The sequence below is a fragment of the Streptomyces sp. NBC_01463 genome (assembly GCA_036227345.1).
GTDB lineage: Bacteria > Actinomycetota > Actinomycetes > Streptomycetales > Streptomycetaceae > Streptomyces.
Genome location: CP109468.1, coordinates 3,779,485 through 3,804,512 on the forward strand (window position 1 = coordinate 3,779,485; position 25,028 = coordinate 3,804,512).

Genomic DNA, 25,028 nt, shown 5'->3' on the forward strand with positions numbered 1-25,028 from the left:
ACGGGCTGGGGTGGGCGCCCCGCTACGCCCGCGCCCGGTTGCCCGTGCCCGTGCCCTTCAGCGCGTCCAGCGCGTACACGCAGCGGTCCTTGCTGCACGCATAGACCACCCCGCCCTGCGCCACCGGCGAACCCGTGATCTCGCCGCCCGTGGCCAGCTTCCAGCGGAGCTGGCCGCCCGCCGCGTCCAGGGTGTACAGGACGTGGTCCGCCGAGCCGAAGTGGACGCGGCCGTCGGCGACGACCGGCGCGCCCACCACCTCGCCACCCGCGGCGAACCGCCACTTCGGGGTGCCCGTGACCGCGTCCAGCGTGTACAGCGCGCTGCCGCTGCCGACGTGCACGTTGCCCGCCACCACCAGCACCGGTTCGATCGACTGCCGGGACTCCGTGGCGATGCGCCAGCGGTCCTTGCCGGTCGAGGCGTCCAGCGCGTACACCGTGCCGAGGTAGTCCGCGAGGTACACGCCACCGCCGGTGACCGCGGGGCCGGGGGCGAACGCGGGCGGGGAGAGGAAGACCGCCGGGGACTCGAAGTGCCAGCGCACATGGCCGGAGGCGATGTCCACGGCCAGGACCCGGGTGCCGGCGGAGACGTACACGTAGCCGTCCGCCGCCGGGGTCACCCGGACCGGAACCCCGCCGCAGGACGCCGCGTCGCCGACCGGGTAGGACCAGCGCTCGGAACCGGTGCGGGCGTCGAGGGCCCGCAGCCGGGCGTCCTGCCAGACGTAGACCGTGCCGTCGTGGAGCGCCGGTCCGGCCTCCGCCGTCTCGAAGTCCGTCTGCGCCCCGTTGATCTCCCAGAGCTTCTCGCCGGTGGACGCCTCCCGCGCCTGGACGCCGCCGCCCCGGGTGCCGGTGAGGACCGTTCCGCGCTCGGCCTTGAGGGAGTACACCCACGCGTCGGACTGCAGCCGCCACCGCTCGGTGCCGGTGGTCGCGTCCAGGGCGTAGAGCGACGGGCCGTCGGAGGCGTGGATGCTGCCGCCGTCCACGGCCATCGCCCAGGCCACGTCCCGGGTCTTGAACTGGCGCCGCCCGTTGCCGGTGTCCAGCGCGTGCACCTCGAAGGAGGTGACGTACAGCAGGTCACCGACGACGACCGGGGTCCCCCACACGTCGTTCGACATCCGGAACCGCCAGGGCCGCCAGCGCTCGGGGGCGGCGGGTGCGCTGTCGGGCGCGTGCGCCGGAGCGGGTACGGGGGCGGTCGGGGCGGTCGCCGCCACGCCGTTCACCCCGGCGGGCGGGCGCACCCACCCGGTCGCCGGACCGGCCTCGGCGGCGCCCGCCGAGGCGCGCACGTCCTGGGCGCGCGGGCCGGGACCGATCGGCACATGCGCGCCGGACAGCCGCACCGGACCGCCCGCGTCGGGTGCCTGCGCGGGGGCGGCGGGCGGCTGCCCCTCGGCTCCGCTGCGCCAGGCGTTGTCCCAGTCGGCACCGGGCGACTGCTGCGGCGGCGGCGCCACGGGCGCGGGCGGGACGGGCGGCGCGGCGGCGATCGCGCGGCCGCCGCCGCGGCGCTGCTCGATCATCGCGGTGGCGTCGGCCGGCAGCCAGGCCGAGGCCGTGCCGCTGTCGTCGTCGCCGGAGGCGAACAGGTGCGGGGAGAGCTGGGCCTGCAGTTCGGCGGGGCTGGGCCGCAGCGAGGCGTCCATCTGCATGCAGGACTCGATGAGGGGCCGCAGGTCGTCGGGCAGACCGCTGACGTCGGGGCCCTCGCGCAGCAGCATGAAGACCGTCTCGACGGGGTTGGCCCCGTGGAACGGCGCATGGCCGGTCGCGGCGAAGACGAGCGTCGAGCCGAGCGAGAAGATGTCGCTGGCGCCGGTGACGCTGCGCGAGTCGCGCGCCTGCTCCGGCGACATGTAGGCGGGCGTGCCCACGGCGACGTTCGTCATCGTGAGCCGGGTGTTGGAGACACCGGAGGCGATCCCGAAGTCGATCACGCGCGGGCCGTCCTCGACGACGAGCACGTTCGACGGCTTCATGTCGCGGTGGACCAGCTTCGCGCCGTGAATGGACTGCAGGGCCTCCGCGATGCCCGCCGCCAGCCAGCGCACGGCCTGCGTCGGCATCGGCCCGCACTCATTCACTATCTCTTCCAGGGAGGGCGCGGGCACGTAGGCGGTGGCGAGCCAGGGCACGGCCGCGCGCGGGTCGGCGTCGACCACGGCGGCCGTGTAGAACCCGCTGACCGCGCGGGCGGCCTCCACCTCGCGCGTGAAGCGGACCCGGAACAGCTGGTCCTCGGCCAGTTCCGTACGGACCGTCTTGATCGCCACCCGCCGGCCCGACGCCGAACGGGCGAGATAGACCAGCCCCATGCCGCCGGCCCCGAGCCGTCCCAGCACCTCGAACGGGCCGATCCGCCTAGGGTCGTGCTGCGTCAGCTGCTCCACCACTTGCCTGCCACCTCCCCGTACGGACCTCCGTGAGGAGAGGTCCGCGAAAAACCCGCCGTGTGCAGCGTCTCATCAGTGGGCACCACCCGGCGGTGCGCACCCCGATTGTTCCTGGCCGAGGCGCCGGTTGCGAACCCGGGGGCGGATCGGGGTGTCCCGTACCGTTCCGCCTGTTTCAGGACACAGGTTCCTGAAGTACGGCGAAGACGGCGCCCTGGTTGTCCTGGAGGACCGCCATCCGCCCGTACGGGATGTCGAAGGGAGGTTCGGAGACCCGGCCGCCCAGCCGGACGGCGGTCTCGGCCGCCGCGTCGCAGTCGGCCACGGTGAAGTAGCTGAGGAAGTGGCTGGGCATCTCGGCGGGGAGCCCGTCCGTGATGACGCTGCGCCCGCCGACCGCGGTGTCGGGCCCCGGTTCGGTGCCGGGCGGGGACCACATGCGGTAGTCCACGCCGGACTCCGCGGTGCCCGGGTCACCGGCGCCCGGCTCGTCGATGTCCATGGAGCGGAAGCCGAAGACCTGCTCGTAGAAGGCGTCGACCCGGTCCTTCTGACGGGTGTAGACCTCGGTCCAGCAGAAGGAGCCCGGCTCGTTCTGCTTCTGGAACCCCTGGCGCTCACCGGCCTGCCAGAGGCCGAACACGGCACCGCCGGGGTCGGCGGCCTGCGCCAGCACCCCGGAGCGGCCGGCCCGGACGGGGTCGGTGATCACCTGGCCGCCGTGCTCGCGGACCCGGGCGACGGACGCGGCGATGTCGTCGGTGGCGAAGTAGATGCCCCAGGCGGTCGGCATGCGGCCGTCCTGCTTGGCGGCGAGCGCGGCGACGAGGGCACCGTCGCTGAGCGCGTCGGCGTACGGCCCGTCGCCCGCCCGGAAGGTCCAGCCGAAGAACTCCCCGTAGAAGCGCTTGCCCGCTTCGAGGTCGGGGAGCTGCACATCCACCCAGCACGGCGCGGACTGCGCGAATGCGGCCATGGGCCCGGATCCTTCCGTCGTGGTGACGCTCGTCACACCCAAAGTAGCCGCGCTCCGGGCCGCCCGCGCACCGGCACCTCCGATGCGAACATATTTTCGATGCACGAAGCGCCCTCATGGACGTCACGGAAAGTTATCCACGGAAGTTATCCACAGGCTGTTGATAACACTAATCAAGCTGTGGGGAACCCGGCCGGGCCTCGGCGGGACGCATCGCCCGATATCACCCCACTCCCGCCTCACTCCCCCCACCACGCCTGCCGCGCTCCCCATTTGCAGTCGGCCGAATCGCGCTCCGATCACCCGTCGGTAAGCTGACGGCATGACAGGACAAGTACGCACCGTCGACGGCCGCGTGGCCGGTCGACGCGGACAGGCGACGCGGCAGAAGCTGCTCGACTGCCTCAGCGAGATGCTCAGCTCCTCGCCGTACCGGGACGTCAAAGTCATCGACGTCGCCCGGAAGGCGGGGACTTCACCCGCGACCTTCTACCAGTACTTCCCCGACGTCGAGGGCGCCGTCCTCGAAATCGCCGAAGAAATGGCCAAGGAGGGTGCCGGACTGACCGAACTGGTCGCCGGGCGCTCCTGGGTCGGCAAGTCGGGATGGCAGACCGCCGAAGAACTCGTCGAGGGATTCCTCGACTTCTGGCGGCGCAACGACGCGATCCTGCGCGTGGTCGACCTCGGCGCGGCCGAGGGCGACAAGCGGTTCTACAAGATCCGCATGAAGATCCTGAACTCCGTCACCAACTCCCTTACGGATTCGGTGAAGGAGCTCCAGTCCAAGGGCAAGGTCGACAAGGACGTCAGCCCCGCGGCGATGGCGGGATCCCTGGTGGCGATGCTGGCCGCCGTCGCCTCGCACCAGAAGGGCTTCACCACCTGGGGCGTGAAGCAGTCGGAACTCCGGCCGAACCTGGCGCTGTTGGTGCATCTGGGCATCACCGGCAAGAAGCCGACGAAGTAGCGCCCGCGCCGGATTTCCCTCGTACTGGGTGACGCGCGGTGATCCCGGGCACCCCAGGTCCTGTCTCACCGACGGCGGACCACGCAGGTGGTCCGCCGTCGGTGTATCCGGACGCCCGTCCACCTCACTCGTGACCGCCGCGCCCCTCCAACGGATCCAACCGGAACAACCGGATCTCCCGTTCGATCCGGGACTGGTACGCGGCATAGGGCGGCCAGAACTTCAGCGCGGCCTGCCACACCCGGGCCCGCTCCTCCCCCGCCAGCAGCCTCGCGCGTACGGGAATGTCGCGGCCCTTCCAGTTGATGACGGCCGCTTCCGGATGCGCCAGCAGGTTCGCCGTCCAGGCCGGATGCCCCGGACGGCCGAAGTTGCTGCCGATCAGGACCCAGCTGTCCCCGCCCCCCTCGCCGTCACCCGGCTGCGGCATGCACGCCAGCGGGGTGGTCCGGGGCTGCCCGCTGCGCGCTCCCGGGACCGTCATCACGACGCCCGGCAGCATCTGCGCGCTGAGCAGCACCCGGCCGCGGGTGAGCCGGTGGACCGTGCGGTCCATGGCGGGTACGACGTGCGGGGCGATCCGGGCGAAGACCCGGGTCGCGGACACCTTCTGGACGAGCCGGACGCCGGGCGCCATCAGACCGCCACCTGCCCGGCCGCCGGTCCGGGCCCGGCCGCGCGCCCGCCGAGCCGCTCCCGGCCGAACAGCCCGGCCCGCTGCGCCGCGTGGTCGCGGAGCCGGTGGACGGGGCCGAGGAGCAGTTCGTCGGCGGCGGCCCGCTTGAAGTAGAGCTGCGCCTCCTGCTCCCCGGCGAAGCCGCCGCCGTGCGGCTGTACGGCCTCGGCGGTGGTGATCCGCAGCGCCTCCAGCGCCTGGGCGAGCGCGAGCCCGCCGGATTCGGGGTCGAGGACCGCGTAGTGGGCGGCGGACCTGGCCGACTGGACCCGTACGTACAGGTCGGCCAGGCGGAGCTTCACGGCTTCGGCGGCGCCGGTCACCCGGCCGGAGGCCTCGCGCGCCTCCAGCCGGCCGGCCGCCCGTTCCAGCACGCTCGCCGCCGCTCCGGCCGCCTCCGCGGCGAGGGCGACGGCGGCCGTGCGCCCGGCGGCGGCCAGGGCCGCCGTCGCGTCCACGGCGTCGTCGGCGCCCAGGAGCGCCGCCTCGGTGTCGCGCAGCTGGACGCGGGCGAGCGGCCGGGTCTCGTCCAGCGAGTCCTGACGGGTGCGGACGAGCCCGGCGGGCGCCTCCGGTCCGTCGGTCCTGACCAGGAACAACAGGGTGCGGCTGCGCGGGAAGCCGCCGGTGTGGGCGGCGACCAGGAGCAGTCCTGCGCTGTGCCCGTCCAGCACCTGGGATGCCTCCCCGTACAGCCGCCAGCCGCCGTCGCCGCCGGCCGGCCGGGCCTGGACACCGCCCGCCCGGCCACCGCCGGCCCAGGCGCCTCCGGTGGGGTCGCCGGTGAGACCGAGGGCGGTGGAGAGCGAGCCGCCGGGCACGGCCAGGGCCGCGGTGAGCTCGCCGGCCGCGATGGACGGCAGCAGGGCGGCGCGCTGTTCCGCGGTGCCGAGGGCGAGGATCAGGGGTGCGGCGAGCACGGTGGTGGCGAGCAGCGGGGACGGCAGCAGGGCCCGGCCGGCCTCCTCCAGGACGACGGCGAGCTCGGCCGGGCCGCGGCCCCCGCCGCCGTACTCCTTCGGGAGGGCGAGTCCGGGCAGCCCGAGCTCCCGGGCGGACCGTCGCCACAGCGCGGTGTCGTATCCGTCCGGTGTCGCCGCGGCGTCCACGGCCCCGCCGGGTCCGCCACGTCTGGCCAGCAGGTCGCGCAGGGTGCGGCGGATCTCGTCCTGTTCCGCGGTGAAGGCGGCATCCATCGTCGGGCTCCTTCCCCTCAGAGGCCGACGGCCTCTGATCTGACGGGCCGTCATGCTAGGGGTGAAGCGGTGAGATTCCCAGAGTCGCGCAGAGCGACACGGACCACAAGATCCCCTCCCTTCAGTGATGTTCACCCTCCCCGTATCTGATGTACCGTCAGATTCATGCTGCCTGCCACGTCCTCTCCCCGCCGCAAGGTCGCTGTCGTCGGCATATCCCTCGCCGACTGCGGACGCGTCGACACGGCCACCCCGTACGCCCTGCACGCCCAGGCGGCGCGCCGGGCGCTCGCCGACTCGGGCCTGGACCGGTCGGTCGTCGACGGCTTCGCCTCCGCGGGCCTCGGCACGCTCGCCCCGGTCGAGGTCGCCGAGTACCTGGGCCTGAGACCCACCTGGGTGGACTCCACCTCGGTGGGCGGATCGACCTGGGAGGTGATGGCGGCCCACGCGGCGGACGCCATCGCGGCGGGGCGGGCCAACGCCGTCCTGCTGGTGTACGGGTCGACGGCCCGGGCGGACATCAAGGCGGGCCGCCGCACGTCGAACCTCTCCTTCGGCGCCCGCGGCCCGCTCCAGTTCGAGGTGCCGTACGGGCACTCGCTGATCGCCAAGTACGCGATGGCCGCCCGCCGCCACATGCACGAGTACGGCACCACCCTGGAGCAGCTCGCCGAGGTGGCGGTGCAGGCCAGGGCGAACGCGGCGGCCAACCCGGACGCGATGTTCCGCACCCCGGTCACGGTCGACGAGGTCCTGTCGGGCCCGATGATCGCGGACCCCTTCACCAAGCTGCACTGCTGCATCCGCAGCGACGGCGGCTGTGCGGTGCTGCTGGCGGCCGAGGAGTACGTGCCCGACACGGCGAAGGCCCCGGTCTGGATCCTGGGCACCGGCGAACACGTCTCGCACTCCACGATGTCGGAGTGGGAGGACTTCACCGTCTCCCCCGCCGCCGTCTCGGGCCGCCTGGCCTTCGAGCGGGCGGGGGTGCGGCCCGCGGACATCGATCTGGCCGAGATCTACGACGCGTTCACCTACATGACGCTGGTGACGCTGGAGGACCTCGGTTTCTGCGCGAAGGGCGAGGGCGGCGCGTTCGTCGAGAAGGGCCGCACGGGCCTCACCGGCGAACTCCCGGTCAACACGGACGGCGGCGGCCTGTCCGCCTGCCACCCGGGGATGCGCGGACTGTTCCTGCTGGTGGAGGCGGTCCGCCAGCTGCGCGGCGAGGCCGGGGACCGCCAGGTCGTCAAGGCCGGGGGCCGGCTGCCGGAACTGGCGGTGGCCTCGGGCACGGGCGGCTGGTTCTGCTCGTCGGGGACGGTGGTGCTGGGGCGGGGGTGAGGGGGCGGGGCGCCACGGGCTTCCGGCGCGGACTCACACGGCGACGACGGTGAGCACACCTTCCAGACCCTTGAAGTCGTCCGCGTTACGCGTGAAGAGCGGCAGCCCCCTGACCGAGGCGATGGAAGCGATCATCAGATCCATCCGCCGGGGACGAGGGTTGCGGCCGGCTGCGACGACGAGGGACACCATGCTCCCGTAACGAACAGCCGCGTCCCCGTCGAAGGGCAGCGGCTCGAAGTCGGCCACGGCGGCCCCCAGCTTCTCCATCCGCGCCGCCCGCCCGGCCGGATCCCCGGCCATCGCCACACCTTGCTGGAGTTCGGCCATCGTCACAGCGGTGAGCGCCGGAAAGGCAGGAAGATCCTCGGCGCGCAACAGGTCGAGGTCGATGTACGTGCAGGTGTCGAGGACCCCCGCACGGTAGCGCTCAGCCACGCGTCCGCTCCCAGGGATCGTCGTCCCCGGCCCGGTCCTCGTCACCGAACAGCTCGTCCGCTTCGCGACGCATCAACGCGCCGTCCACCCGGGGCAGCCGCCTGTGCCGGGCCACCAGCTCCTCCGCACTCAGGCTCCGCTTGCGCGTGAGCGGCCGGAGTTCCGCGACCTCTACCCCGTTACGCGTGATGTGGAAGATCTCGCCCTCCTCCACGGCGTTCATGACGTCCGCGGACCGATTCCGGAATTCCCGCTGCGTGATGGTCTTCATACGACCAGCGTAGCCCCCTGTGTCTCGGTGTGCTACAGCAATCGGTCCCTGCCATCGCCGCACCCGGCCCGCCGGGCAACCGGGCGAAATCCGGTGGCGCGGGATCCGGCCCGGCCTCCCCGGACTCCGCCGCGCCAGGTGAAATGGCCACATGACCGACGCATCGGCTTCCGCCGCACACCGCGCCTTCCTCGACCTGCTCCACGCCCAGCGCGTCTGGGACGTCGAGCTGCCCGCCTTCGAACCGGCCACGGCGCCCTCCGCACCCCTCCCCCTCTTCCACACCTGGTTCGCCGAGGCCGTCGCCGCCGGGCAGGCCGAGCCGCACACCATGTCGCTGGCCACCGTGGACGCCGAGGGGCTGCCCGATGTGCGGACGCTGATGCTGCACGACGCGGATGAGGCGGGCTGGCACTTCGCCACGCACGCCACCAGCGCGAAGGGCCGCGAGCTGGCCGCCCGCCCGTATGCCGCGCTCGGCCTCTACTGGCCCTCGCAGGGCCGGCAGGTCCGGGTCCGGGGCCCCGTCACCGCCTGCTCACCCGCCGAGAGCCGCGCCGATCTGCACGCCCGCTCGACCGGGGCCCTGGCCTCGGCGCTGGTGGGGCGGCAGAGCGAGGTGCTGGGTTCGACGGCGGAGCTCGACCGGGCGTCCGACGCCGCCTGGCGGCGGGCCGGGGCGGAGCCGGATGCCGAGGTCGCCGGCTGGACGCGGTACGTCGTCGAGCCGCGCGAGGTCGAGTTCTTCCAGGGCGACGCCCGGCGGCGGCACGTACGGCTGCGCTACCGCCGGGAGGACGGGGCCGGGGCCGGACCCTGGGTGCGGGAGCTGCTCTGGCCCTGACCCCTCCTCCACCTCAGGTCACCGTGATCGCCTGCACCGGGCAGGCGCGGGCCGCCTCGCCGACCAACGGGCCCGCCAGGTCGTCCTCGGACGCGGGCAGGAGCTCGCTGAGCCCGTCGTCGTCCTGGGTGAACACCTTCGGCGCGACGAGCGCGCACTGCCCGGCCCCGATGCAGACGTCCCTGTCGATCCCGATCGCGATGCCGGTCTCCGTCTCGTCGCGCATGTCCGTCCGTTCTTCCGCTCGGCTTCCGGTCACCGGGTCATCCCTTCACCACGTCACGGGCAGTTCGATGAGCCCCTGGACCGTGTCTCCCGGCTTGAACGGGATCTCTTCGGCCGGCACCGCCAGCCGCAGGCCGGGCAGCCGGTCGAAGAGCGCGGGCAGCGCGATCTCCAGTTCGGCGCGGGCGAGGTTCTGGCCCAGGCACTGGTGGATGCCGAAGCCGAAGGCGACGTGGTTGCGCGCGCCGCGGCCGAGGTCCAGCTCGTCCGGTGCCGGGTAGACGGCCTCGTCGCGGTTGCTCACCGCGGTGGAGAGCAGGACACCGTCCCCGGCGCGGAACGTCACCCCGTTCATCTCGATGTCCTCGACGGCCACCCGGGAGAGCCCGTCGGCGATGGACAGGAATCGGAGCAGTTCCTCGACCGCCGGGGCCATCCCGTCGGGGCCGCCCGCGCGCATCCGGGCCAGCTGTTCCGGGTGCTGGAGCAGGGTGAGGGTGCCGAGCGAGATCATGTTCGCGGTCGTCTCGTGGCCCGCCACCAGCAGGATCTGGGACAGCCGGACCAGTTCCTCCAGGTCCACCGCCCCGGTCTCCAGCTGTTTGGCGATGAGCTCGTCCAGCAGCCCGTCGCCCGGGTCGCGCCGCTTCCGCGCGATCAGGTCGCGGAAGTAGTCACCGAGTGCGATCCGCGCCGCCTCGACGTCGGAGCCCTCGGGACCGCGCAGCAGTCTGCGGGACTGCGCCTCGAAGAACTCGTGGTCCTCGTAGGGCACGCCCAGGAGCGCGCAGATGACCATCGAGGGCACGGGCAGGGCGAAGGCACCGACCAGCTCGGCCGGCGGTCCCTGCGCCACCATCGTGTCGAGCAGCCGGTCCACGGTCTCCTGGATCGCCGGCCGCAGCGCCGCCGTGCGCCGGACCGTGAAGCTCGGGATCAGCATCCGGCGCTGCACGTTGTGCTCGGGATCGTCGACGCCGATCAGCTCGACGCGCCGCTGGGTGGTCGTGGCCAGCCGCTCGGCGAAGAACGGGAACGCGGGGTTCTCCCGGTCGGACGACAGCCGGGGGTCCACGAGGAGCGCCCGCGCCTCGGCGTGCCCGGTCACCAGCCACACCGTACGGCCGTCGAAGAGCCGCACGCGGGACACCGACTCCTGCCCGCGGCTCGCGCTCGGATAGCCGGTCGGCGGGTGGTAGGGACAGCTGCGGTTCTGCGGGAAGGCGACGGCCTCGGATGGGGTCTCGGTCCCGGATGCGGCCTTGGCTTCGGTTTCGGTCTTGGTCTCCGTCATGGCGGACCTCGCAAGGAGAGGGGGGTGTCCTGCCGATCACTCCCTACTAGATGCCCAAGGCACCTAAACGGCTAGGTGCTGTTCGGCCAAATGCCGCACACCGCGTCTCTTATCCGCTTTCGACACCCGAGGAGCACTATGGGAGGCAGGCGAGGACTGGAGGTCACCGATGACCAAAACCCGTAGCCGGTACGCCCCCGACCGCGGTCTGACCACTCGCATGCTCACCACCATGTTCCTGATCGGGCTGCTGTACGTGGTGCTGGTCGGCGTGCTGCTGGCCGTACTGCGCGGCGCCTGGCCGATCATCCTGATCATCACCGGCGGCATGTTCGTCGCCCAGTTCTGGTTCAGCGACCGCATCGCCGCCTTCAGCATGGGGGCCCGCGAGGTCACCCCCGAGCAGGCGCCCGAGCTGCACGGAGCGATCGACCGGATCTGTGCCCTGGCCGACATGCCCAAGCCCCGGGTGGCGATCGCCGAGAGCGACGTGCCGAACGCCTTCGCCACCGGCCGCAGCGAGAAGACCGCCCTCGTCTGCGCCACGACCGGTCTGCTGCGCAGACTGGAGCCGGAGGAGCTGGAGGGCGTGCTCGCGCACGAGATGTCACACGTCGCGCACCGCGATGTCGCCGTCATGACGATCGCCTCGTTCCTCGGCGTCCTCGCGGGCATCATCACCCGCGTCGCGCTCTGGGGCGGCTTCGCCCGCAACAGCCGCAGCAACGACCCCATGGGCATCGCGATCATGCTGATCCCGCTGATCAGCGCGGTCGTCTACGCCCTGAGCTTCCTGCTCACCCGGCTGCTCTCGCGCTACCGCGAGCTCTCCGCCGACCGCACAGCCGCCCTGCTGACCGGCCGGCCCTCGGCCCTCGCCTCCGCACTCACCAAGGTCAGCGGCCAGATGGCGCGCATCCCGACGGAGGACCTGCGGAAGGCGGAGCCGTACAACGCCTTCTACTTCGTCCCCGCCTTCTCCTCCAAGGAGAGCCTGAGCCGGCTGCTCTCCTCGCACCCGACGCTCGAACAGCGGCTGGACCAGCTGGCCCGGATCTCCGCCGACCTGTCCCGCCCCTGACCCCCACCCCGTGAGGAGTACGTCCGTGGGCCTGCTCGACAGCATCCTGGGCCGCAGCAAACCGGTCCGCCCCGACCTCGACCAGCTCTTCGCCGTCCCGTCCGCCGCCCTCACCCTCCAGGCGGCCACGGGTTTCGTCCCGACCGGCAACGGCTCGGTGTGCTTCGCGGGCGTCGAGGGCGCCACCTTCGCCCGCGTCCAGCAGGACGTACGGGAACTGCTCGACGCCGACACCGGACGCGGCGGCGTCCCGGTGGAGTTCAGCCGGGACGCGTACGGCTACAGCTGGCTGCTCACCCGGCAGCCGCCCGATGACTCCGCCGCCCTGGTCAACGACCTGCACGCGGTCAACACCCTGCTCCAGGACGGCGGCTTCGGCCCACAGCTGCTCTGCTCGCTGATCGCCTTCCGCGACCCGGAGGGCCGGTCGCTGGCGCTGGTGTACCTCTACAAGCGCGGCACGTTCTACCCGTTCGCCCCCGTCCCGGGCGGCGACGAGAAACGGGACAACCAGCTGGAACTCCAGGTCCGGGCCGCCCTCGGGGACGACCTGCGGGTGGAGAAGGAGCTGGCCCGGTGGTTCCCGGTGTGGGGGGCGCCGGGGCTGTGAGACCCGGCGCCCCCTACGAGATCGTCAGGCCGCCGCAGGAGCGACCGGGGCGCCGTTCTCTCGGGCGTACGGGCCGCGTTGACGGTGGCCACCACCCCGTTGCGCTCGATTCCGGCGCGCTCTCGGGGACGGCCCTCGGGTGGAGAAGGACCTGGGCGGTGGTTCCGGTGCGGGGCGCCAGGGTTGTGGGGGCCGGCCCCACGGGCGGTGGCCAGGCGTGCGGCCTCAGTCCAGGTAGGTGTCGTACTGCTCGACATCACCGGGCTTGAGCTGCATCTTCGGGTCGGTCTTGATGCTGGAGAGCTCCGTGCCGAGGATCCGTCCGGTGTGCTCGTCGAGGATGATCGTCCACCGCACCGTCCCCTTGAAGTCCACGGCGTACGCCTGGCCCCGGCGTCCCGCACGGTCCTTGACCGGGCCGATGGCGTTCAGGCCGGACTGCTCGGCGAGCAGGCCGTCGATCGCGGCCGTCTGGGCGGGGCCGGGCGTCCAGTCACGCAGCAGCGCTTCCACGGAGTTCATCGTCCAGTACGCGCTGCCGCGGGTATCGGGGTTGTCCTTCGCCAGGTAGTCGGCGAGGCCGGGGACGGTGGTCGGGGGCGCGCTCCGGAACTCGGCGAGCTTCTCCCAGGACCCTGCCGGCAAGTGCGTACGCCGGACGACCTGGCCGTCCTCGATGTCCTGCACCTCACCGCTGCCGTCGGCGTTGAAGCGCTCGCGGGACTCGATCACCGGCATCTGCTCCGGCTTGTGCTTGCCGTCGTCCCACATCCCCAGTGCCCACTCCCTGCGGTGGGTCCCGCGGAGCGCGTCGCCCGGGGAATCCGCGAGGGCCGCGGCCCGCTTCGCGACGGTGGCGAGCGGCACGGTGGCCCGGGAGCCCTCCACCCTGAGCGGGGCGGGCGCGGCGACGGCCGTCTGACCGCTGCTGCCGGTGAAGGCGAACGCCGCCACGGTCGCCGCGACGACGGCGGCAGCCGCCCCGAGGGACATCGACCGGCCGGGCGTCAGCCATCCGAAGGCCGAGGGACGGCCGGCGGCGGCACGGAACGTGGAGGACTTCGCGGGGTCGGACGTGGCGGCCGAGTCGTCGGCCTCCCTCATCAGGTGGGCTTCGAGCTCCGCACGACGGGTGGGCGAAAGCCGGGGGGCGGCGGGCGGCGGGACCATCTCCCGCAACGCTGCGAGCTCGGAGCGGTCGCGGGCCTCCTGCCACTCCCGGCCCCCCTCCTCGTGGCCCGGGGCCGCCGGACGGGAGGACGGGGCGGCGGAACGGTTCCGGAACAGAGCGTTCATGCGAGGTTCTCCTGGGTGGTTCGAGCCAGAATGCCGTCTACGTGCTGTACTTGTCCGCTGCCTCCGGGGAGTTCCCGACCGGGCGCGCGCTGCGTGTCGTCGCGCCGGGTGGCCGGGTGGTCCACGGAGTCGCGCAGTTTGGCGCGGGCGCGGGACAGCCGGGAGCGCACGGTGCCGACGGGTACGCCCAGGGCCTCGGCGGCGGACGCGTAGTCCAGCCCGCCCCAGACGCACAGGGTGAACACCTCGCGCTCGGTGCGCCGCAGCCCCTTCAGCGCCGCCTTGGCCGCTGCCAGCTGTTCGGCGTCCGCCAGCCGCCCGGTCACCTCTTCGGCGAAGTCCGGGACGGCGTCCGATCGCGGCATCCGGGCCAGGGCTCTCTGGTGCCGACGGGCCGAACGAGCGGTGTTGCGCAGGACATTGGTGGCTATGCCCAGCAGCCACGGGCGCAGACTGACGGTCTCCTCCGGGCGCAGCCGCTCACGCGAGCGCCACGCCTCCAGGTAGGTGAGGGAGACGACGTCCTCGGCCGTGGCCCAGTTGCCCGTGGACCACAGGGCATGGCGGTACACGGCGTCCGCGTGCTCCCGGAACGCCTCGGCAAGCGCGGCCGGGTCACCGTCGCGGAGACGGGCGGGGGTTGAGTGAGTCACGTGGATTAATGTCCGACCGGTCCGGCGGGTTCCCGTGACGTGCGTCACGGATCCTGGGTGAAGGTGCGCCGAAGCCGGACTCGAACGTGACGGGTGGGCGGAGCGGCGCCTGGCAGCACCGAGTCTCCACGCTGTGCTGCCGCCACCACGATCGGCATGGACCTCCGCCCCGGCTCGGCGGACAGGTGCACCTCGGCGCCTGACCCGCCGATGTCACGGACGCACGGCGCCCGGTTCCTGCGGGCAGAGGTAGAACAGCTCCGGGTCGCCCTCGTCCAGGCCATGGAGCAGGCCGGCCGGGCTCCATCCCGCGCGTTGCAACAGCCGCTGCATCGGCTGGTTGGAGACGTTCGTCGAGGTGAACAGCTTCGGGGCACTGCACGAAGCCGCGGCGTCCGCCAGCAGGCGCCCGCCCACACCTCGGCCACGGGCGGCGGGCGCCACCATCAGCATCGTGACGAAGCCCTGCTCGAAGAACGTGTACTCCACCACGCAGTATCCCAGGGGCCCGGACTCGTCCTCGGCCACGGCGGCGAGACCCTGCCTGCACCAGTTCCGGATGTTCCGGCGCCGCGCTTCGTCGCCTTCCGCCGCAACCGAGTCGATCCGGGCCAGCGCGTCGGCATCCGCCTCGCTCGCACGCCGCACGGCGAGCGCGTCCGCGCCGGGCATGATCAGCCGTTGACTGTCGCGTGGCCCAGGAACGCGGTCCAGGCGGCGGGCGCAACGGCGAAGGTGGGGCCGTCGGTGACCTTGGAGTCGCGGACGTGGACGGTGTGGGGGCAGGTGGAAACCTCTACGCAGGCACCCCCTTCATTGTTGCTGTAGCTGGACTTGTGCCAGTCGTAGGCGACTTCGAGGCACTCGCCGCCCTCGTTACCGCTGTAGCTGGACTTGAACCAGGTCAGTTCGGGCCCGTGACTCACAGTTGCCTCACCTTCGTCTCGATGATCTCCGCGGATTTCCAGGGGTTGAGCGCCTGGGCCCGCAGAATGCCGAAGAGGTCGAACATGTCGCTGACTTGCTCCGGCTTCGCGATCAACCTATCGCCGCCCTGACCATGGTCTTCCCACCGTTCGAGGCCCGGGAGTCCCGTGGCGGGGCGGGTGGCCCGGGCTTCCTCACGTCCGCTTGAAGTACTCGATCTCCCCGAGCGCGATCGACCGCCCGGCGCCCTGACCCGCCGCTTCCCGTACGACGAACCGGATGGAGACGACATCGCTGATGCCCGTCCGTATCGACTGCTCGCCGGGCTTGTCGGCGAGCGTCATGGTCTTCTCGTGGACCTTCCGGTCCTTCGTCGTGATGAAGACGTCGGCCACGGTCGGCCTGGCGCCTCGCTGGAACACCTCGGGCTTCGTCGACACCCCGGTGTGGACGGTGACGCCGACCAGCCGGAACGGCTTGTCGAACTCGGCGGTCAGTGAGGCGCCGGCCTTCGGGGCGCCCCAGTAGGTGTTCGTCAGCCCGTCCACGGCCAGCTTCGCCGGGTGCCCGGCGGTGGCGGTGCTCGCCGTGACGTCGCTGGGGCTGATCTCCCCCGTACCGCCGAGCTTGTCCCGTACGTCCTCGAAGACGTAGCGCCCCGCCGGCACGAGCAGGAAGCCCGCGATCAGGAGCCCGACGATCAGCAGGGCCAGCACGCTCCCCCGCAGCAGACGCCCCGAGTCTGCCCGCACCTTGCGGTCGAACGGCCATCTGGTACGCCACCAGGGCAGCGGTTCGGCCTGCTCGCCCGGGTGGAGCGGCGTCGCGCAGCGGCCGCAGAACTTGCGTCCCGGCCGGTTGAGGGCCCCGCACGACGGGCAGGGGAAGCCGTCCTTCTCCTCCTGCGCCGCCACCGGTCTGACGACGGGGCGCTGGGCGATCGGCACGCCGGGCTGTACAGCCACCACGGGCTCGTCCTCCACCGGCGGTTCCGGCCGAGCCGGGCGTACGGGGGCGGGCGCGGACGGGCGTACGGGGGCGGGCTCGGCCGGGGGCTCGGGGGGCGCCTCGGCCGTGCGGGGGCGCGGCGGCTCCGCCGCGCCCGGGGCGGGAGGTGCGCGGCGCGGGGCCGGGACCGGGGGCGGCGGGGCGGTCTCGGCCGCAGGCGGGGCGGTCTCGGGCGCGGGCGGGGCGGGCGGCTCGGAGGCCGGCGGTTCGTCAGCCTCCGGTGCGGCAGCCCGGGTTCGGGCACGGCGCGAGGACCATCCCAGGTACGTACCGCAGCTTCCGCAGAAGTCCTCGTCCTCCTCGTTGGCGGCTCCGCACGCCGGGCACGAGCGCGTCACGTCAGTCTCCTGTTGTCTCGTCCGGTGCGCCGGGCAGGATCTCCACCCGGCAGGTGAGGTGAGCGGGGCACGAGGCCCGGACGACGGCCAGGATGCGGGCCTCGTCCACCGGGGTCCCGGCCGGTGCCCGGACCCGTACCAGCAGTTCCCCGGTCGGGGCCGGAGGGAGTTCGGCCCCGGGCTCCGCCGACCAGGCGGCGCCGCCGCCGTCGTGGATGTCGGCCTCGACGCCGAAGCAGAGGCGGAGGTGTCCGGCCAGGCCGCGGCGGGTTCCGCGCCACCGGTGGAGCTCGACGGCGCGGGCGACGGCGGCCCGGCGCAGGGCCACCGGCCACGCGGTGTCGATGTCGGCGCCGACCCAGGACGACAGCCAGGGCAGGAAGTCGTCCGGGGTCAGCGCGGGATCGAAGTACGCCGGGAGGTTGTCGAGGGTGGACAGGACGGGGGCCAGGACCGTGTCCAGGCCCGCCGTGAACCGCTGGGCGAGGTCGTCGTCCGCGTACAGGGCGGGCAGCAGCCCGCCGATCGGGTAGCGGCTCGGGAGTCCGGGGACCGCGGCCCTGGTCATGCGCGCTCACCGGCCCCGGCCGCCGTGACGACGACCTGGTGCTGGTGGGAGAAGACCAGCGCGTTGGAGGCCACGTCGATCCGGTCCGCCGCCGCGGACCGCCGCCCGGTGAGCGGGTCGGCGGGGAACAGCCGCACCTCGTCGACCAGCCGGACTCCGGGCACGTTCTGGAGTACGGCGAAGATCTCGCCGTACTGCACGGGACGGCCGAAGGGCCAGCCCGTCCGGTCCGTGCCGCCCCGCAGCGGGTCGATGTGGCGGAACAGCGCGTCGAGCGCCTCGGCGCGGACGCGGTCCACATCGCCGTCGGCCGCCACCAGTTCGGCGACCACGGTGACGCCCTGGTAGGCGGGCGGTTCCACGACCAGCCTGGTGCCGACCAGCCGCCGTTCGTCGAGCCGCCCGGCGACCGCCGACAGGACCGAGTCCGGGGGTATCAGCTGCTCGAACCGCAGCCGGCCGCCCTCGTCGGGGACCGCGTCGGGCACCACCAGGACGCGCACCGCACCGGCCTCGCCCGCGACGGCGGGCAGGCAGCGGACCCGGTGCAGCGAGGGCGCGGCCTCACGGGCGATGACCTCGTAGTCCTCGGCCGTGACCGCCCGTTCCTGGACCCGGAGGATGTTCGGCGCGCGCACCTTGGCGTTCGCGACGCTCTCGCCGTCGACCCCGCCGCGGGCCGCCTCGCGGTTGTCGACGCCTGCGACGTACGGCACCGAGCTGCGCAGGACGCGGATGGCGCCGCGGGCCACGTTCCCGGCGGCGCCGCCGCCCGTCCGGTAGCGGGGGACGCGGAGCTGGGCACCCTTCGGGGGCACCGCCCCGTACGCACGCATGGTGCCGTCCGCCTCCCGCACCTCGGGCGGGAACGCGAACTCGCCCGTGGCGGCGTCGATCCGCATGTGCCGGTCGCCCGGGGACGAGGCGCCGAAGTGCTCCACGGGCGTCCAGACCTGCCAGCCGTCGGCGGAGGACACCTGGACGACGGGCGGCTCCCCGTCCAGCAGGAGCGGCACCCTGCGTACGGAGAACCGCTGGCCGGCGACCCCTTCGGAAGTGCCGAGCGGTACGTCGAGGACGGTCTCCGCGTGTTCGACGCCGGCGGTGCCGCCGACGGTGAACACCTCGGCCTCCCGGATCGTCGGCGACTCGGAGTAGAAGGGCTGGCCCGGTTCGGGCGCGGTGACCCGGCAGCGCAGCCACCCGGCCCTGATGCCGGCCGTCACCGACGCCGTGTGCCCGGCGGGCACGAACACCGTCACCTCACCGGGCCTGTTCAGGCCTCCCGTGCTGTCGGTGCCCGTCGCGCAGGGCACCCAGCGGGCGCCGTCCCAGGCCTCCCAGACGAGCGGCGGCTGCCGGGGGTCGACGCCGACGCCCTCCACCCGGCTGTCCAGACGTACGGCGACGATGCACCGCGGTACGGCGGTCGGCAGCCCGAAGAGCAGGGAGTCGCCCGGCTCCGGCCGGGCCTGGAAGCACGGGATGTCCTTGCCCGCGCCGAGCGGCGCCGTGCGGTCCGTCCGGTCCCCGGAGGCGGGGGCGGTGACGAGCCTGATCAGTGAACTGGGCACGATCGCCAGGTCCTCGTCGGTCGAGAAGACCACCGACTCCTCCGTCTCACCGCGGGCGGTGGCCACCTCCGTACCGGCGGGGAGGCGCACGGTGTCCGGCTGGGGGGCGGACAGCCAGAAGTCGACGTCGGCGCGGGCGGCCGTCGGCGGGAACAGCCGCACGCCCAACAGGTCCAGGAAGGCTGAGTAGTTGCGGTCGGGGACCCGGTTCAGCCGGTACAGCAGCTGGTCGACCATGTAGGCGAACGTCTCGATGAGCGTGACCCCGGGGTCCGACACGTTGTGGTCGGTCCACTCGGGAGAGCGCTGCTGGACGTACCGCTTGGCCTCGTCGACGAGTTGCTGGAAGCGGCGGTCGTCCAGGTTGGGCGAGGGCAGGGACATCAGGCGGCTCCCGATTCCGGGATGGTGTAGAAGGGGAAGACGAGGTTGCGCAGGTCGTTGGTGGACCGCACGGTGTAGTGCACGTCGATGTAGAGGGTCCCCTCGTCGACGGTGTCGAAGGCGACCACCACGTCCGTCACCTCGATGCGCGGTTCCCAGCGCTCCAGCGACGCCCGCACCTCGTGTGCGATGCGCCCTGCGGTGGCGCCGTCGCCCGGCGCGAAGACGTAGTCGTGGATGCCGCAGCCGAACTCGGGGCGCATCGGCCGCTCCCCCGGTGCGGTGCCGAGCACCAGCCCGATGGCCTCCTCGATCTCCTGGTCCCGCTCGACCATGCCGATGCCGCCGGTGGAGCCGACCCGCAGCGGGAAGCCCCAGCCGCGTCCGATGAATCCGCCCCCGCTCACAGCGGTCCTCCGATCAGGACGTTCGGCGCACCGCTGATGATCTTGGCACCGCAGCTGGTGGTGTCTCCCATGCGGGCGGCCGGCAGCCCGCCGATCAGTACCCCGCCGGCGGCCAGGGCGGCCGGATTCGGCAGGACGACGTTCCCCGGGCCGAGGAGCGCGTGCGGGGGGACGACGCACACGTGCAGGCTGCCGGTGACGGCGGCCGGCCTGCCGCCGATCAGCACGGTGGCGACGGCCACCGCACCCGGTGGCGGGGTGCCGATGAGGCCTCCGTGGACGGTGCTGTCGCCCGTGCGGGCTGCGGGGGGCATGGCTGCTGTTCTCCTTGCTGGGCCGGGTGTTCGGGGGCGGACGGGGCGGTTCGGGTGTCAGTTGATCCGGATGAGCCTGGCCTTGAGCACGGCGAGCAGTCCGCCGTCGACGGTGACCCCGGTCCTGCCGTTGACGGTCACCGAGGCCCCCTTCACCTCCACGTTCCCCGCGCCGGCGTCGAGCGTGATCCCGGACCGGCTCAGGGACAGGGAGCTCAGCACCCGGGAGGTGCCGCGGGCGAGCACCTTCAGTGCGATCTCCCCCCGCCGCTCGTCCAGGGTGACCTCCAACTGCTGGTCGCCGGTGGCCAGTCGTACGCCGGACGGACCGCGCGGGGCGTCCAGCAGCTCGATCCGGTTGCCCGAACGGGACACCAGGGAGCGCCGGTTGACCTTTCCGCTGGTCGGGTCGACCAGCGGCACGTCGTGGGGCGACGGCCTGTCGACGCCGTTGTAGAGGCCGCCCAGCACATAGGGGCTGTCCAGCAGGCCCTGCTCGAAGCCGACGAGCACCTCGTCGTTGACCTCGGGGCTGAACACCCCGCCGCCGCCCTGGCCGCCCCACTGCACCGTACGGACCCAGTCGGACACGTAGGTGTCGTCGAGCCAGGGGAACTTCAGCCGCACCGAACCGCGCTCGCCCTTGCCCCGGCCCTCGCGGATGTCGGTGACCACCCCGGTCGCCAGGCCCGGCATCCGGGGGCCGCGCAGGGCGCCGTCGCCGCCGGTGAGCCCGGCCAGGGAGCGGTCGGGCGAGGAACTGACCAGGACGGTCGTGCGGTAGCCGCCGTGCGGGTCGAGGACGTGGTGGGCCGCCGTCGCCGTGTACCGGCCGGCGAACGCGGGTCCGACGTTGCCGAGGGTGACCGGTTCGCCGGCCCGGAGCCGGGGGTTTCCCTCGGCGACCGCCTCGATCTCCCCGAAGCCGGAGCTGACCCGTGCGGCCACCGCGCCGGCGACCGCACCGGCCTCGGCCTGGGTCCGGTACGGGGTGTCGGCGACCGTCATCCGGGCCTTCCCCCCGAACGCCCCGGACGCGACGGACGGGCTCATCCCGGGGACCACCGTGGTGCTGCGGACGGACTGCTCGCGCGCCACCAGCCGGGTCTTGGTCTCCACGTCCCAGCCGCGCACCTCGACGCTGTCCGCCCCGTCCGACCCGGTCAGCACGGCTCGCAGGGCCAGCAGATTGCGCCCGTACTCCAGCACCATCGGACTCTTGGCCGCCGGTGTGGACGGCGAGGGCGCGGAGGACGCGGGCTTCGGCTTCACGAACTGCAGCAGGCCCTTCTCGTCCACCCGCACCTGCGCACCGCACTCGCCCGCCAGGTACTGGAGGAAGTCCCAGTCCGAGATGTTGGGCTGGGTGAGCTGCTTGTACATGACGGGCGCCGCCTCGACCCTCCCGCAGGGGAGCCCGGCGCCGGCGGCGACCTTGCGGACGATGTCGGCGGCCTTCATGTTGCGGAAGGCCACCACCTTGCGTCCGCGCCGCAGCCGGTGGGCCCTGGAGTAGGCGCGGACGACGGTGAAGGAGCCGGTGGTGTCGCTGTCGAGCTCCAGCGCGGTGACCTCACCGGTGAACAGCCGCTCGCGCGCCCGCTCCCGGACCGTGACCACCGAGATCTTCACGGGGGTGCCGATGGTGATCCCGGTGGCGGTGAGCAGCGTGTGGTACGGGTCCCGGTACGTCAGCACGGCGGCGTCCGGCAGACCGACGTTCTCGTCGACCACACAGCTGACCAGCTGGGCGGCCCAGGCCTGCGGAAGCTCGGCGGGCGCCTCCACGATCGGGTCGGCGGCGAACGATCGGGCGGGTGCGGTTCCGGTCACCGGGCGTCCTCCGCGGCATGGTCTTCCAGCCCGGGCACGAGGAGTTCCGTGCCCGGGGCCAGTTGCATGGGGTCGTCGATGTCGTTGGCCTCGGCGATCGTGCGCCAGGCGGTGGCGTCCCCGTACTCGCGCCAGGCGAGCAGCGGCAGGCTGTCACCGGCGACGACCCGGTGGGTACGGCGGGCCTCCCGCGATCCTGACGTGGGGTTCTGCCCGGCCGGGTCGACGCTCGCCTCCTCGATGGAGAGGGAGCAGGTGGCACGCAGCGGCTTCCCGTCGACGTCGAACAGCGTGTACGAGACGGAGAGACTGGACAGCACCCCGTCGAACGACGTCGTCTTCGCCGTCCCCCAGTCGAACCGCACCCAGGGGCTCGACGGCTTCTTCCGGCCGAGGCTGCTCGGGGTGGGCACACAGGCCGTCATCAGCTGCTCCACCGCCTTCTCCACCGAGTTGTCGTGGGTGGCGGTGGCGTCCAGGAAGACGTCCAGGGACAGCGAGCGGGGTCCGCTGCCGACGAACTCCGGCAGCGCGGACTCACCGGCCGTCCGGGAGGGCGTGCGCCGCCACTCGGTGCTCTTGGTCAGGGAGAGCGTCGCCGGGTTGAACTGCAGCGTGAGCCGGGCGAGGGTGCCGGCGGGCTTCGCACCGACGTCCGCCGGCGGTTCCATGATGGTCAGCTGGGCACGGGCACGGCTCGTGCGGGCAGTCGCTGCCACGGTGCTCCTCCTTCCTGTACGTCTGCGGCGCCGGCCCGGGCACGGCGGAACGGGCGGGCCATCAGGAGGGCACCAGCCCTTCGTGCGCGATCTCCAGGGTCTCGATCGCCGCCTCGGAACTGGACGGGTCGAAGGAGGGCCCCTGCCAGCGCACCGGCACGATCCCCTGGATCTGCCAGCTGATGATCCGGCTGAGGTCGGGCCGCAGTGCGACGATCTCGCCGTCCTTGCGCTCCACCCGCCGGGTCGTCTCGTTGAGCCATCGCGCGATCTTCAGCGTGTCCGCGGTGACGGGGCGGGTCAGCGTGATGTTGGTCCAGGTGATCCGCCCCGGCAGCTGCCAGGTGAAGTCGTTGTTGCCGCCCTCGGCGTACTGCTCCAGCTCCACCTCGGCGCCCAGGCCCGAGCAGGTGTGGAAGGCCCCGAGGTCGCTCCCCCCGATGGCGAGCTTGAAGAACACGCTCGTCGCGAAGATGTTGTCCGTCATCTGCTTCTCTTCTTCTCTGCGTGGGCGGGAGGCGGTTTCACCGGCGGCCGTCGTACGGCCGCCCGGAGCGTTCCCGTCCTCTGCGCACGTCCGCCCGGATCAGCCTGCTGACCGGGTCGATCAGACGGCGGGCGAGTTCCTCGATGTCCGGGCCGGCTGCCTCGTTCCTCGCCGGCGTGCCGGTGGTCTCCGGTGCGGCCGGGGCGGGGCCGGGGACGGACCTCGGCTGGACCACCCGCACGGGGACTCCGGACAACCCCGCTTCGGCCACCGCCCGCTGGAGCGCCCGGGCCGACGGGCCCGGGGCCCGGTTGCCGGTGCCGGGACTCCGGGGAGCGGCGCCGCCCGGACCACCGCCCCGGGCTCCGCCGCCCGGGCCTTCACCGGATCCGGCCGGTGCGGGGCGCGACGCGCGCACGGTGAGGTCCGGCGGTCCGGGCGGGGCAGCGGCGGCCGGTACCGGTCCGATGGCGGGGACGCCGGTTTCGGGAAGCACGGGCATCGAGAACCGCTGCACCGGCACGGCATCACCTCCGGGCCGCGGCGCCCCCGGCGGATGCGGGCGCACCACCGGGACGGGCGGGGCGGCGGGGGCGGCGTGCGGTGCGGGGGCGGAGGCGTGGGTGGGGGTGCCGGCTGGGGTGGGCTGTTGGGGGTTCGGTCGTGCCGGTGTCGGGGTGGTGGGGCGGCCGGGACGCCCGAACCGGGCGGTCCGGCTGGGGCGGTCGGTGGCGGAGCGGTCGAACCGGCCTGGACGGTCGGCGCGGTCCGCGTCCGCCGTGCCGGTGCGCCGGGCCTTCGTGGCCTCGGGTGCCGTGCCCCGAAGGGCCGGGGATGCCGCGGCGGCCGTCGAGGGGCCGCCGGGCACGGCCCGTTGGACGGGCGCGCCGCCGGGCGGCGTTCGCTGCTCCGGTCCCGCCGCCCAGGCAAGTGGGGTCCGGGTGGCCGGAGTTCGGGCGGGGGTGGCCGGGGTTACGGACCGTCGTTCGGTCCCCGGTCCCGTCCCTCGTTCCGTCCCTCGTTCCGTCCGGCCGGTGCCACTGGCCGGCTGCCCTTCGGGACCCGGCTGCCGGGCGTCCCGCCGCCAGGTCGCCGGTACGACGGGACGCGTGGCGGCTGCCGACGCCGGCGCCGAGAAGCCCTCGGCCGCGCCGGTGCGCACGGTCAGCGTCCTTCCGGCGAGCAGGGCGCGCGACCGCTGGACCGACGGCACGGAACCGGCTGCCGTTCCGGACGTACGTGGCGCACCTGCCGTACCTTTTGCGCGTGCCGTTCCCCCCGTGGTGATCCGCCGGACCCGCACCGGGGCGGGTGGGACAGCCCGGGTGGTCGAGGTGGTCGGGGCAGTCGGGCTCGCGGACGTGCGGGTCGTGGTGTCCGCAGCACGTTGGACGGCCGCCGGAGGCAGCGAGGGGGATGCGGGCCCGGCGGCGGGCCCGGCCGGCGCGCGCAGCGGCATGTCGGGGGTCGCCGCGGGAGAGGCCGGGGCGGATGACCGTGGCGACGATGGCTCACCCATCGGAGCGCCGCCCGGCAACGGACCCGTGGCCCCGGGCCGCGCGCGGCGCGGGTCGCCCAGCAGCGGGGCGTCGGGCGAGGGACCGGCGGTCGGCGGGAGCGCGGGAAGGGGCGCGCCGAGCCCGCCCCGGCTACGGGCCCGAGCGCCCGGACCACCGGGGGCGGGCGTCCGGTGCGCGGAGGCGGGCGGGCCGTCGAATGCGGACACGTCCGTGGGCGGCGTGGTGGGCGCGGACAGCGCACGCTGGACGGACGGCGAGGAACCGGAAGTGGCAGAACGGGAGTCGGTGGGACCGGAGACGGGACGGGAAGCGGGACCGGAGGCCGTACTCCCGGACGCGGCGGGCCCGGACGCGGCGGGCCCCGACGTGGGACCCGCGCCGGGACGGGAAGGCTGACGTTCGCTCGCCACCCGCCCCGCGTCCTGCCGCCCCGATGCCCCCCGTTCCACGGGCTGCCGCTTCCGTTCCGCCGACGATGCCCCCGGGGCTGCCCGGCCCCCCGACGCAGCAGCCGAAGCAGCCCCGGCCGCCGACTCCGGCGTCTGCCGCTGGACCACAGGAAGAGCCGGCTCGCCGGGCACGGCCGGTGCCACAGATGCGCCACCGCCAGCGCCCCCGCTCCCGCTCTGACCGGAGGGCGTGAAGAGGGCCGCCCCGGGCGG

General features: G+C 73.5%; 26 protein-coding genes. 5 read left to right on the forward strand and 21 right to left on the reverse strand.

The features are described 5' to 3' along the window. Positions 1-22: 22 nt before the first annotated feature. Both OG521_16675 and OG521_16680 read right to left on the reverse strand, forming a co-directional pair. The gene (locus OG521_16675) at positions 23-2,407 is read right to left on the reverse strand and encodes a PQQ-binding-like beta-propeller repeat protein (GenBank protein WUW26699.1); all 2,385 of its coding nucleotides are present in this window, start codon (positions 2,405-2,407) and stop codon (positions 23-25) included. 178 nt (positions 2,408-2,585) lie between these two features. After that, on the reverse strand, positions 2,586-3,386 hold the full coding sequence (locus tag OG521_16680) for a VOC family protein (GenBank protein WUW22346.1): 801 nt from the start codon (positions 3,384-3,386) through the stop codon (positions 2,586-2,588). 322 nt (positions 3,387-3,708) lie between these two features. On the opposite strand from OG521_16680, the gene OG521_16685 reads away from it, so the two are divergent. Beyond that, positions 3,709-4,356, forward strand: a complete 648-nt coding sequence (locus OG521_16685) for a TetR/AcrR family transcriptional regulator (GenBank protein ID WUW22347.1) — start codon at positions 3,709-3,711, stop codon at positions 4,354-4,356. A 124-nt stretch (positions 4,357-4,480) separates the two neighbouring features. On the opposite strand, the gene OG521_16690 is transcribed toward OG521_16685, so the two are convergent. Together OG521_16690 and OG521_16695 are read right to left on the reverse strand one after the other, a co-directional pair. Next, a complete protein-coding gene (locus tag OG521_16690) occupies positions 4,481-4,993 on the reverse strand; it encodes a nitroreductase family deazaflavin-dependent oxidoreductase (GenBank protein WUW22348.1) in 513 nt (170 codons plus the stop codon). Further along, positions 4,993-6,228 (reverse strand): acyl-CoA dehydrogenase family protein, encoded by a 1,236-nt coding sequence (locus OG521_16695; protein ID WUW22349.1) that lies wholly within the window; start codon positions 6,226-6,228, stop codon positions 4,993-4,995. The genes OG521_16690 and OG521_16695 overlap by 1 nt, the downstream gene beginning before the upstream one ends. A 165-nt stretch (positions 6,229-6,393) precedes the next feature. Here OG521_16695 and OG521_16700 point away from each other — a divergent pair, with 165 nt between their 5' ends. Beyond that, a complete protein-coding gene (locus OG521_16700; protein WUW22350.1) occupies positions 6,394-7,575 on the forward strand; it encodes an acetyl-CoA acetyltransferase in 1,182 nt (393 codons plus the stop codon). A gap of 33 nt (positions 7,576-7,608) precedes the next feature. On the opposite strand, the gene OG521_16705 is transcribed toward OG521_16700, so the two are convergent. Both OG521_16705 and OG521_16710 read right to left on the reverse strand, forming a co-directional pair. Beyond that, entirely contained in the window at positions 7,609-8,013 is a 405-nt protein-coding gene (locus OG521_16705) for a type II toxin-antitoxin system VapC family toxin (GenBank protein WUW22351.1), read from the reverse strand. Next, on the reverse strand, positions 8,006-8,284 hold the full coding sequence (locus OG521_16710; protein WUW22352.1) for a type II toxin-antitoxin system prevent-host-death family antitoxin: 279 nt from the start codon (positions 8,282-8,284) through the stop codon (positions 8,006-8,008). The genes OG521_16705 and OG521_16710 overlap by 8 nt, the downstream gene beginning before the upstream one ends. A gap of 151 nt (positions 8,285-8,435) precedes the next feature. Here OG521_16710 and OG521_16715 point away from each other — a divergent pair, with 151 nt between their 5' ends. After that, a complete protein-coding gene (locus OG521_16715) occupies positions 8,436-9,128 on the forward strand; it encodes a pyridoxal 5'-phosphate synthase (protein ID WUW22353.1) in 693 nt (230 codons plus the stop codon). A gap of 13 nt (positions 9,129-9,141) precedes the next feature. Here the strand turns inward: OG521_16715 and OG521_16720 are convergent, their stop codons facing one another. Both OG521_16720 and OG521_16725 read right to left on the reverse strand, forming a co-directional pair. Next, positions 9,142-9,354, reverse strand: a complete 213-nt coding sequence (locus OG521_16720; protein WUW22354.1) for a ferredoxin — start codon at positions 9,352-9,354, stop codon at positions 9,142-9,144. Positions 9,355-9,399: 45 nt separating this feature from the next. After that, positions 9,400-10,647 (reverse strand): cytochrome P450, encoded by a 1,248-nt coding sequence (locus tag OG521_16725; protein ID WUW22355.1) that lies wholly within the window; start codon positions 10,645-10,647, stop codon positions 9,400-9,402. A gap of 169 nt (positions 10,648-10,816) precedes the next feature. On the opposite strand from OG521_16725, the gene htpX reads away from it, so the two are divergent. Further along, entirely contained in the window at positions 10,817-11,728 is a 912-nt protein-coding gene (gene htpX / locus OG521_16730) for a zinc metalloprotease HtpX (protein WUW22356.1), read from the forward strand. Between the two features lie 25 nt (positions 11,729-11,753). After that, positions 11,754-12,338, forward strand: a complete 585-nt coding sequence (locus OG521_16735; GenBank protein WUW22357.1) for a hypothetical protein — start codon at positions 11,754-11,756, stop codon at positions 12,336-12,338. A gap of 225 nt (positions 12,339-12,563) precedes the next feature. Here OG521_16735 and OG521_16740 read toward each other — a convergent pair whose 3' ends face one another. The 13 genes from OG521_16740 to OG521_16800 all read right to left on the reverse strand — a co-directional run bounded on the left by OG521_16740 (position 12,564) and on the right by OG521_16800 (position 23,714). Beyond that, positions 12,564-13,634 (reverse strand): hypothetical protein, encoded by a 1,071-nt coding sequence (locus tag OG521_16740; GenBank protein WUW22358.1) that lies wholly within the window; start codon positions 13,632-13,634, stop codon positions 12,564-12,566. Continuing rightward, positions 13,631-14,287, reverse strand: a complete 657-nt coding sequence (locus tag OG521_16745) for an RNA polymerase sigma factor (GenBank protein ID WUW22359.1) — start codon at positions 14,285-14,287, stop codon at positions 13,631-13,633. Before OG521_16745 ends, OG521_16740 begins: the two co-directional genes overlap by 4 nt. A 213-nt stretch (positions 14,288-14,500) precedes the next feature. Next, on the reverse strand, positions 14,501-14,959 hold the full coding sequence (locus OG521_16750) for a GNAT family N-acetyltransferase (protein WUW22360.1): 459 nt from the start codon (positions 14,957-14,959) through the stop codon (positions 14,501-14,503). Between the two features lie 2 nt (positions 14,960-14,961). Continuing rightward, positions 14,962-15,213 carry a DUF397 domain-containing protein gene (locus OG521_16755; GenBank protein WUW22361.1) on the reverse strand — a complete coding sequence of 84 codons (252 nt, stop codon included), beginning with the start codon at positions 15,211-15,213 and terminating at the stop codon, positions 14,962-14,964. 195 nt (positions 15,214-15,408) lie between these two features. Further along, positions 15,409-16,560 carry a zinc ribbon domain-containing protein gene (locus tag OG521_16760; GenBank protein WUW22362.1) on the reverse strand — a complete coding sequence of 384 codons (1,152 nt, stop codon included), beginning with the start codon at positions 16,558-16,560 and terminating at the stop codon, positions 15,409-15,411. Between the two features lies 1 nt (position 16,561). After that, a complete protein-coding gene (locus tag OG521_16765) occupies positions 16,562-17,128 on the reverse strand; it encodes a phage tail protein (GenBank protein WUW22363.1) in 567 nt (188 codons plus the stop codon). Further along, positions 17,125-19,086 (reverse strand): putative baseplate assembly protein, encoded by a 1,962-nt coding sequence (locus OG521_16770; protein WUW22364.1) that lies wholly within the window; start codon positions 19,084-19,086, stop codon positions 17,125-17,127. Before OG521_16770 ends, OG521_16765 begins: the two co-directional genes overlap by 4 nt. Beyond that, complete coding sequence (locus OG521_16775; protein WUW22365.1) at positions 19,086-19,493, reverse strand: GPW/gp25 family protein; 408 nt, start codon at positions 19,491-19,493, stop codon at positions 19,086-19,088. The genes OG521_16770 and OG521_16775 overlap by 1 nt, the downstream gene beginning before the upstream one ends. After that, positions 19,490-19,807, reverse strand: coding sequence for a PAAR domain-containing protein (locus OG521_16780; protein WUW22366.1), 318 nt, complete (start codon positions 19,805-19,807; stop codon positions 19,490-19,492). Before OG521_16780 ends, OG521_16775 begins: the two co-directional genes overlap by 4 nt. A gap of 57 nt (positions 19,808-19,864) precedes the next feature. Then, positions 19,865-21,640 (reverse strand): VgrG-related protein, encoded by a 1,776-nt coding sequence (locus OG521_16785; GenBank protein WUW22367.1) that lies wholly within the window; start codon positions 21,638-21,640, stop codon positions 19,865-19,867. Then, on the reverse strand, positions 21,637-22,311 hold the full coding sequence (locus OG521_16790; GenBank protein ID WUW26700.1) for a LysM peptidoglycan-binding domain-containing protein: 675 nt from the start codon (positions 22,309-22,311) through the stop codon (positions 21,637-21,639). The genes OG521_16785 and OG521_16790 overlap by 4 nt, the downstream gene beginning before the upstream one ends. 109 nt (positions 22,312-22,420) lie before the next feature. Next, on the reverse strand, positions 22,421-22,846 hold the full coding sequence (locus tag OG521_16795; GenBank protein ID WUW22368.1) for a phage tail protein: 426 nt from the start codon (positions 22,844-22,846) through the stop codon (positions 22,421-22,423). A 37-nt stretch (positions 22,847-22,883) separates the two neighbouring features. Beyond that, positions 22,884-23,714, reverse strand: a complete 831-nt coding sequence (locus OG521_16800; protein WUW22369.1) for a hypothetical protein — start codon at positions 23,712-23,714, stop codon at positions 22,884-22,886. Positions 23,715-25,028: the final 1,314 nt, after the last annotated feature.

Coding starts and splice junctions, on each gene's coding strand:
- OG521_16765 (WUW22363.1), bottom strand. CDS start 17,128: ATGACCAGGGCCGCGGTCCCCGGACTCCCGAGCCGCTACCCGATCGGC.
- OG521_16700 (WUW22350.1), top strand. CDS start 6,394: ATGCTGCCTGCCACGTCCTCTCCCCGCCGCAAGGTCGCTGTCGTCGGC.
- OG521_16710 (WUW22352.1), bottom strand. CDS start 8,284: ATGAAGACCATCACGCAGCGGGAATTCCGGAATCGGTCCGCGGACGTC.
- OG521_16680 (WUW22346.1), bottom strand. CDS start 3,386: ATGGCCGCATTCGCGCAGTCCGCGCCGTGCTGGGTGGATGTGCAGCTC.
- OG521_16770 (WUW22364.1), bottom strand. CDS start 19,086: ATGTCCCTGCCCTCGCCCAACCTGGACGACCGCCGCTTCCAGCAACTC.
- OG521_16725 (WUW22355.1), bottom strand. CDS start 10,647: ATGACGGAGACCAAGACCGAAACCGAAGCCAAGGCCGCATCCGGGACC.
- OG521_16790 (WUW26700.1), bottom strand. CDS start 22,311: ATGGAACCGCCGGCGGACGTCGGTGCGAAGCCCGCCGGCACCCTCGCC.
- htpX (WUW22356.1), top strand. CDS start 10,817: ATGACCAAAACCCGTAGCCGGTACGCCCCCGACCGCGGTCTGACCACT.
- OG521_16685 (WUW22347.1), top strand. CDS start 3,709: ATGACAGGACAAGTACGCACCGTCGACGGCCGCGTGGCCGGTCGACGC.
- OG521_16795 (WUW22368.1), bottom strand. CDS start 22,846: ATGACGGACAACATCTTCGCGACGAGCGTGTTCTTCAAGCTCGCCATC.
- OG521_16740 (WUW22358.1), bottom strand. CDS start 13,634: ATGAACGCTCTGTTCCGGAACCGTTCCGCCGCCCCGTCCTCCCGTCCG.
- OG521_16780 (WUW22366.1), bottom strand. CDS start 19,807: ATGCCCCCCGCAGCCCGCACGGGCGACAGCACCGTCCACGGAGGCCTC.
- OG521_16715 (WUW22353.1), top strand. CDS start 8,436: ATGACCGACGCATCGGCTTCCGCCGCACACCGCGCCTTCCTCGACCTG.
- OG521_16750 (WUW22360.1), bottom strand. CDS start 14,959: ATGCCCGGCGCGGACGCGCTCGCCGTGCGGCGTGCGAGCGAGGCGGAT.
- OG521_16695 (WUW22349.1), bottom strand. CDS start 6,228: ATGGATGCCGCCTTCACCGCGGAACAGGACGAGATCCGCCGCACCCTG.
- OG521_16690 (WUW22348.1), bottom strand. CDS start 4,993: ATGGCGCCCGGCGTCCGGCTCGTCCAGAAGGTGTCCGCGACCCGGGTC.
- OG521_16720 (WUW22354.1), bottom strand. CDS start 9,354: ATGCGCGACGAGACGGAGACCGGCATCGCGATCGGGATCGACAGGGAC.